We start from the raw sequence: 1478 nt of genomic DNA on the forward strand, positions 1-1478 counted from the left end.
GAGCAGAGCTGTAGAAAATCGGCCCAGGATCCCGGCCGCTTCCAGCCCAAGGATGAAGCTGCTAACGCACGTTTTCAACCTGACCACAAACCCTTACCAGGATCGGGCAGTTCCGACTTCTGTCAGTTCGCAATCGAGAAAACTGTTGTTGTAATCGGCTTCCGAATGCATGTCCGAAATCAGGTCTTCCATTTGTTCATGAAGGCCGGTTTCGGTCTGGTATTCAACGTTGAGGAGATATTCCCGACCGTCCGGACTTGCCTTTTCGGCCTTGAACCGGAGTAGCAAGGTCTCCTCGATATAGGCGCGAAGGTTGGCCTTGTTCTCCATGTGCCCGTTTTGGCTCCCGATGTTCAGCTTCAACTTCACCTGTGTGGTTTTTGTCCGGGGCGCTCCACCAGAAGAGCCCAAACTGTTTTCGGGCGCGGAGGAGCGCGCATCGGAAGAACGCGGCTGAGGCGATAAATCCGTTTGAGAGCCTGTGTTCTCTTGCCTCAAGGCCCGGTAGATGGTGGCCTGGCTCAATCCGAAATTCTTGACCAATTGCCCGATCGGCACGCCGACGGCGCGTTGCTTTTGGATATTGTGGGTGACTTCGTCGGTGATTTTGACCGGCCTGCCGAATTTGGTCCCGTTTTTTCGGGCCTTTGCGATACCTTCGGTTTGCCGTTCCCGGCGCAAGTCGTTTTCAAACTCGGCAATGGTCGCCAGCATGTTGAACATGAGCCGGCCCGTTGACGTGCTCGTGTCAATGCTCTGGTCGAGAACCAGCAGGTGGATGCCCTCGGACTGGAACCGTTCGGAAATCTTGGCAAGTTGGGAGACTGACCGGGCAAGCCGGTCCAGTCTTGTCACAACGAGGGTGTCGCCCTGGCGGAGGTATTTCATGCATTCGCGGTATTGTGGCCGGTCGGCGGTTTCACCGCTGCATTTTTCCTGGAAGATCGGATCACAATTCGCCCCCTCCAGCTTTTCCAGCTGCACCTCCAGACTTTGCCCTGAGGTGCTGACCCGTGCGTATCCGACTCTCGCCATATTTTATCAAAATTACTAAGGACTAGTGATCATTCAATTATGAGTGTAGTTTTGATACCTCGATTCGAGCCCGGTCACAAATTATACTTTTTGAACAATGCTTCGATGATTGTGAGAACTTGTTGGCCGTTTCAGGCATGGGGCCAATTCTCTTTTTTCGATGCCCTCAGACACGCTAAAGTCGAACAGCAGTTTCGGCCATGGTTGCATTGGTAGATATTTTGGATGAAATGCGTTAGCCAGTGAACCGCAGTTCTATGCCGTTTCGGAGAATGCGTATCACTTTCCGTTAGACCTTAGCGCGGGTTTTTTTACACCTTGTTCTGATCTCAGCAGATCTACCAATTTAATAATATGCACTCTGTGCGCATAATGATGCCGGGAGGAAACGAAATGAACCTTCATATTGCCCGGTGCATATTCCGGAGCATGTGACCACTGAA

1 protein-coding gene is annotated in these 1478 nt (G+C 52.0%); it reads right to left on the reverse strand.

What is annotated here, in order from left to right:
* Nucleotides 1-93: 93 nt before the first annotated feature.
* Nucleotides 94-1035 (reverse strand): recombinase family protein, encoded by a 942-nt coding sequence (locus tag E1297_RS01900; protein WP_155133191.1) that lies wholly within the window; start codon nt 1033-1035, stop codon nt 94-96.
* Between the last annotated feature and the right edge of the window lie 443 nt (nt 1036-1478).

The organism is Roseibium sp. RKSG952 (genome assembly GCF_009711355.1).